At 60.2% G+C, this 5,274-nt stretch carries 6 protein-coding genes, 1 tRNA gene and 1 pseudogene; 3 read left to right on the top strand and 5 right to left on the bottom strand.

The features are described from left to right. Positions 1-533 (bottom strand): annotated as a pseudogene (locus tag AC0L2A_RS35425) (OmpA family protein); the annotation flags it as partial. 211 nt (positions 534-744) lie between these two features. Between AC0L2A_RS35425 and AC0L2A_RS35430 the strand changes: the two are divergent. Beyond that, positions 745-1,191: a YcgN family cysteine cluster protein gene (locus AC0L2A_RS35430; protein ID WP_091595075.1), complete on the top strand. Its 447-nt coding sequence runs from the start codon at positions 745-747 to the stop codon at positions 1,189-1,191. 245 nt (positions 1,192-1,436) lie between these two features. Then, complete coding sequence (locus AC0L2A_RS35435; protein ID WP_287299340.1) at positions 1,437-1,802, top strand: hypothetical protein; 366 nt, start codon at positions 1,437-1,439, stop codon at positions 1,800-1,802. 214 nt (positions 1,803-2,016) lie between these two features. Here AC0L2A_RS35435 and AC0L2A_RS35440 read toward each other — a convergent pair whose 3' ends face one another. Then, a complete protein-coding gene (locus tag AC0L2A_RS35440) occupies positions 2,017-2,727 on the bottom strand; it encodes an SIMPL domain-containing protein (protein ID WP_473612836.1) in 711 nt (236 codons plus the stop codon). 245 nt (positions 2,728-2,972) lie between these two features. Between AC0L2A_RS35440 and AC0L2A_RS35445 the strand changes: the two genes are divergently transcribed. After that, positions 2,973-3,048: transfer RNA gene (locus AC0L2A_RS35445), tRNA-Ile, on the top strand. 125 nt (positions 3,049-3,173) lie between these two features. On the opposite strand, the gene AC0L2A_RS35450 is transcribed toward AC0L2A_RS35445, so the two are convergent. From AC0L2A_RS35450 to AC0L2A_RS35460, 3 genes are all read right to left on the bottom strand, one after another. Next, a complete protein-coding gene (locus tag AC0L2A_RS35450; RefSeq protein ID WP_473612837.1) occupies positions 3,174-4,358 on the bottom strand; it encodes a site-specific integrase in 1,185 nt (394 codons plus the stop codon). 4 nt (positions 4,359-4,362) lie between these two features. Beyond that, a complete protein-coding gene (locus AC0L2A_RS35455; RefSeq protein ID WP_019860430.1) occupies positions 4,363-4,584 on the bottom strand; it encodes a helix-turn-helix domain-containing protein in 222 nt (73 codons plus the stop codon). A 72-nt stretch (positions 4,585-4,656) separates the two neighbouring features. After that, on the bottom strand, positions 4,657-4,902 hold the full coding sequence (locus AC0L2A_RS35460; protein ID WP_027047251.1) for a helix-turn-helix transcriptional regulator: 246 nt from the start codon (positions 4,900-4,902) through the stop codon (positions 4,657-4,659). Between the last annotated feature and the right edge of the window lie 372 nt (positions 4,903-5,274).

Consider the following 5,274-nt stretch of genomic DNA (forward strand, 5'->3'; position numbering starts at 1 on the left):
TCGCTGGCAGGTGCGGCCTGCTCGGCGGGCCGTTCGGCCGGTGCGGCTTCCTCCTGCTGTTGCCGGTCACGCTTCTTCCTGCGCGGCTCGGGCTGTTCGTCGCTGGCAGGTGCGGCCTGCTCGGCGGGCCGTTCGGCCGGTGCGGCTTCCTCCTGCTGTTGCCGGTCACGCTTCTTTCTGCGCGGCTCGGGCTGTTCGTCGCTCGCAGGTGCGGCCCGCTCGGCGGGTGCGGCTTCCTCTTGCTGTTGCTGCTCGCGCTTCTTCCTGCGCTGACTGCCCTGCTGCTCCTCGCCGGAAGGCGCGGCCTGTTCCTCGCGCTTCTTGCGAGGCTTCTGCTCCGGTTCCGCCTGCGGTGCGCAGCCTTCCGCCGACTCGCCTTCGGGGCAATTCGATTGCACGGGGATCAACGGCGTGGCGGTACTCTGCGGTGGGTCGAACGCGGCGCTGCCCTGCAACGGGAATGCGCCCAACGGCGCGGACGCCATCAGCAGGCCAAGTGCCGTGCCTGCCAGAATCCGTGGTTGGCGTTTCATTAAAAATCCTCCTTTGGCGTCCCATCCCGGCCCAAACTGTTCATCAACCGGATTGGTTCCGGCTAGCGGGCATTAACGGCTACGAAGGGCAATTGGCCGGCGTTTTGAAGGCGACTTCGTGTTATTCCTATGGTGCCGGCCTATGGGGCTGGCCGGGTCTGCGTCTGTTGCGGTGCTTGACCTTCACCCTGCCAGGGGCCACATCCCGTCGATGGAAACGCCGTTCTGGAAAACCAAGACGCTCGAGGCGATGACCCCGGCCGAGTGGGAATCGCTTTGCGACGGCTGCGGCAAATGCTGCCTGTCGAAACTCGAGGACGAAGACACCGGCGCGATTTACTGGACGAGCGTCGGCTGCCGGCTGTTCGACGCCGAAACCTGTCGCTGTTCCGATTATGCCAACCGGTTGGCGCGCGTCCCGGACTGCGTCGGTCTGACGCCGCAGAATGTGCGCACCATCAGTTGGCTGCCCAAAACCTGCGCCTACCGGCTGGTCGCCGAGGGCCACGATCTCTACTGGTGGCACAGGCTGGTGTCAGGCAGTGCCGAGACGGTGCATGAGGCCGGCATCTCAATGCGGGGCCGGGTCAGCGCCAGCGAGACCGATCTTGCCGAGCCCGACGACTATTTCGAGCACATGCTGGACGACGAGCCCTAGCGACGGGCCTTCAGGACCCGGAACCGGCTGTCCGACAGCGCGTTTTCTATCCAATGGTTCAGAACCGACCGGATTGTTCAGAACCGGAAGCCGAGAAGATTGCGCAATTGCTTGTTGCTACATGAACCAGAAATGAACGGCCGGTTCGTAGAAAGTTCAGATACGCAAGCGCATTCTCCTCGCCATCGGTAAGACACATTGGTTCGATCAAAGGCGGGCGGAAGCTCTGAACAAGGAGAGAAGACATGTTCAACACGATCAAGACGGCGGCCCTTTCGGCGCTTATCGGCCTCGGCACGCTTGCCGCCATTCCCGCCACTGCCCATGCAGACAGCATCTACCTCGGCTTCGGCAACGATGACGATCCGCGCGTCGGCGTCTATTCCGGTGATGATGACGATGGTTACTACCGCGAACGCCGCCGCGAACGCGACTGGCGCCGGTCCTGCTCGCCAAACCGTGCTCTCGGCAAGGCAGAGCGCATGGGTCTGCGCCGTGCCCGTATCATCGACGTCGGCCGCCGCACCGTGAAAGTAGCGGGCCGCCAGTATGGCGACCGCGTCGTGGTCGTGTTCGCCAATGAGCGCGGCTGCCCGGTCCTCTACCGGTAAGTGTTCGCACGTTGCCTACCGGCACGGCCTGCCTGGCAGTATGACCTTCTGCGAAGGTCAGGTTTAGGGACATGACCTTCGCAGAAGGTCGGTCTGGAGTAGAGCCCCCTGAGATAGAAGGGTGCAGCTCGAAAAACCCCGGAGGACCAGTCCTCGGGGGTTTTTTTAATGCAGCAAAGTCAATGTTGCCGGTTACCCGCGCTTCAGCGGGCGGTCAGTTCAACTCGAAAGTGACTGTGACCTGCACCGTGTAGGAATTCTCGCCGGCCTGCACCGGAACCGATTCGCGGGCCGCATCAAAGGCCTTGGCGGTCATCGGTATCGGCGGCGGCGCGACGTTCTGGTCGGTGATTTCCAGCACCCGCCCGATGCTGACACCGGCGGCTTCGGCCAGCGTCCTGGCCTTGGCCATTGCGTCGGCGACCGCCTTCTTGCGGGCTTCGGTGACAGTTGCCGTTGGATCCTCGTTGGAGAACGAGATGCCGCCGCCCTGGTTAACTCCGAGCGATACCGCCTTGTCGAGAATCTCGCCTGTCTTGTCGATGTCGCGGATGCGCACCGAAAGCGTGTTGGTCACCTGGTAGGCGATGAGTTCGGCTTCCTGGCTGCCGTCCGGCTTGTTGGTATAATTGTAGCGCGGGCTGATCTGGATGCCGGCTGTCTGCAGGTCGCGCTCCTTGATGCCGGCCGACTTCATTGCGGCGATCACCGAGGCCATGGCGTCGTTGTTGGCATCGAGCGCGGCACGCGCGGTCTTGGCGTCGCGCATGACGCTGAGCGTCAGCAGCGCCAGATCGGGGGCCGCGGTCGCTTCGCCTTCGCCAGTGACGACGATGCGGGGCGGCGGCGGCGAATCGGCCGCGCCGGCCATCGCCGGAAAAGCGATTGCGGCGGCGAGCGCCAAGGGCAAAAGATGTCTGGTCATAAAAGTCTCCTCGGTCTGCGATCCAGTCGCGCTTGTCGACTACCGCATCGGCATAAAAATCGGAATCGATTTTCGGGAAGCTCGATGCGTAGATTCAAAGCGTTAGAGCGTATTTTGTATTTTGCGCGTCTAAGTGGACGCACCTCGCTCTAATGTCTGAATATGGGCTGATTTGGACGATTTCGGCCAGCCCATCCGGAAAGCCTTGTGCGGTTCGGGGAAAAACATTAATCCAGCCGCGTGTGGGGCCTGTAGCTCAATGGTTAGAGCCGGCGGCTCATAACCGCTTGGTTGGGGGTTCGAGTCCCTCCGGGCCCACCAAAACCTTTGATTTAATTGATAAAAATTGGCCTTTGCCCACGTCTTGCCCGCACTTTGCCCACGGCTCGTGCAGGCAGAAAAAAAGCGCCCGAAAGCGCCTCCTTCAATCCGTTCGCGATTTCTGATCACCGGACGATCCGCAAATTCGTACGCCGCTTCATCTCATCGCGCTTTTCTTCGCGCTGGTTGATTGCTCGTGCAATGTCGACGGCAATTCGCTTCTTGTTGGCCTCGCGCACATACTCATCGGTCACAGTCATCGAGGAATGCCCCATAGCCTCCATTATGGCACGCGCTTGGATGTTGCACTCGGCCAGGTAGGTACCGAATGTGCGGCGCAGTCCATGAAGCGTATAGCCATCGGGTATTCCAGCCTGTCGGGTCCAATGCCGCATCATGCCGGTTAGGCTCTTTTCCGAGAAAGTCCTGCCATAAGCAGTCTTTAAGACGGTGCCGCCTTTCGATCGGTCGAGAGGTTCAAGTGCGGCTGCCAGCTTGTCTACGACCGGAATGAACATCTCTCGACCCCCGTGGCGATTGCGGTTTTTCTTCTGCCGAAAGTCAAAGGCTTCGATCAACACCAGCGAGCCGTCGAACAGCTCGATCTCCTCGCTCACCATATCGCACCATTCAAGAGCAGCGATATCGGCGCGCCGATTGCCGAGCCAGAAACCGAGTGCGTAGCAGGTCCGAGCAGGGGTACCAATTGGATGCCGCTCTTCGTACTTTTCTCTGATCCCGATTGGCCAGGCCGGGTTCTTGGTGGACCTGGGCACGCGTACACGAATGGACAGCGATGGGTCCTCCTGCGGCTTGATCCATTTCTCGACTTGAATTGCCACCCACAGCAGTTTTTTGATCGCGACGAGAAGGTGCTTGGCAACCGTCCGGTTGGCAAGAAAGATGCCCTCGATTATCGCGCGCAGACGATCGGCATCAAGATGTTCCACCGGCGTATCGCGCCACGTCAGTGGATAGTCAGGATCGACCTGCATCTCAAGGAAGCGTTCAATGAGCCGCAGGTTCTTCCGCTGCGTTGCCTCGTCAAAGTCCAGCCATTCCATGGTAGTCTCGAGTCGCCGTGCTGCATGCCCAAAAGTACGCGGCAAGGCGCGCCCGGGCATGTTGATAATTTCCGCGCTGCCAGCGCGACCTTCAACGGCACGCCGGTAGGCGATCTCAAACGCTTCGTCGCCGGGCTGGCCGGGTAAGGTTATTTGTCGAGCACGGCGATTAGCTCGGAAGCGCCAGTACTCCTTGCCATTGATCAGGCGCGAAGAAGCTCCAGGGTAGTTAGGATGTTTGGCCATTGAATTACTCTCCGCGCTGCAAGTCCTCGCGTAGGGGCTTCTGCAACAAGTCCTCACTTTTCATGGCAACGCGCAGCAGGACTGGATATGGAAAGCCTCTGCCTTGCTCTATACCTTCAAAGGTGCGCTTCGGTATTCCCAGAACCTTGGCCGCGGCTTCGGCAGTGAACCCTTCCTTGGCCCGCCATGCTTTCACGTCTTGCGCAAGTTTCTCATTCTCGTTCACGTCATCCCTTCCGCGCCGGCCATCATCATACTACGCCTGCAGCGCATACGCAACCAGCGTAGTTGCTTATCTTTATTCTACGTCCCGTTTGCTTCGTTGCAACAGCTCTTGAAGGCCGCTATCTTTGTCCGGTAACGAGGTGAAAGCGATATCCAGGGCTACACGATCCCAGACAGCGCGGCTGTTGATGCGCTTGGGCTTCGGCATGCGCCCATCGGCAACCATCTCGTCAAAAAGCGTCGATCCGACACCGATGTAACGAGCTGCTTCCTCACGAGATAGCCCTCGTGGGGCATACGAGATTGCGTCACTCTTCATGGACGCTGCCTCGGTCCTGATATTCCGGGCGTGGTGGGTATCGAAGCACAAAGCCACATCCTAGTTGCCATTTCGTAGCGAGGAGATCGTGTTGGGGTAAAATAAGAAGAGCCTCGTTAAGCGGAAGCGGCCTGACTAGTTCGTTCGGCGTGAACTGGCAGCAACGTGTGAATGGGGGCATTCCGGCAGGGTAGCAATCCGTGGGGCCAGCCGGCGGGCGGCATTTCGCTGAGCTGGCGATCGGTGAGCCACTACTCAGACGTCGCATTCGGGGCCGGTATTTGACTGTCCGCTATCGTGAAGAGTTTCGGGCGCCGGCAGGCGTACGAAAGTCCCCGAGGAAGGAACCCGCGGGCCACGGGCGATGGCTAT

It is taken from the genome of Mesorhizobium sp. WSM4844 (assembly GCF_055811775.1).

Coding starts and splice junctions, on each gene's coding strand:
- AC0L2A_RS35430 (WP_091595075.1), top strand. CDS start 745: ATGGAAACGCCGTTCTGGAAAACCAAGACGCTCGAGGCGATGACCCCG.
- AC0L2A_RS35435 (WP_287299340.1), top strand. CDS start 1,437: ATGTTCAACACGATCAAGACGGCGGCCCTTTCGGCGCTTATCGGCCTC.
- AC0L2A_RS35440 (WP_473612836.1), bottom strand. CDS start 2,727: ATGACCAGACATCTTTTGCCCTTGGCGCTCGCCGCCGCAATCGCTTTT.
- AC0L2A_RS35450 (WP_473612837.1), bottom strand. CDS start 4,358: ATGGCCAAACATCCTAACTACCCTGGAGCTTCTTCGCGCCTGATCAAT.
- AC0L2A_RS35460 (WP_027047251.1), bottom strand. CDS start 4,902: ATGAAGAGTGACGCAATCTCGTATGCCCCACGAGGGCTATCTCGTGAG.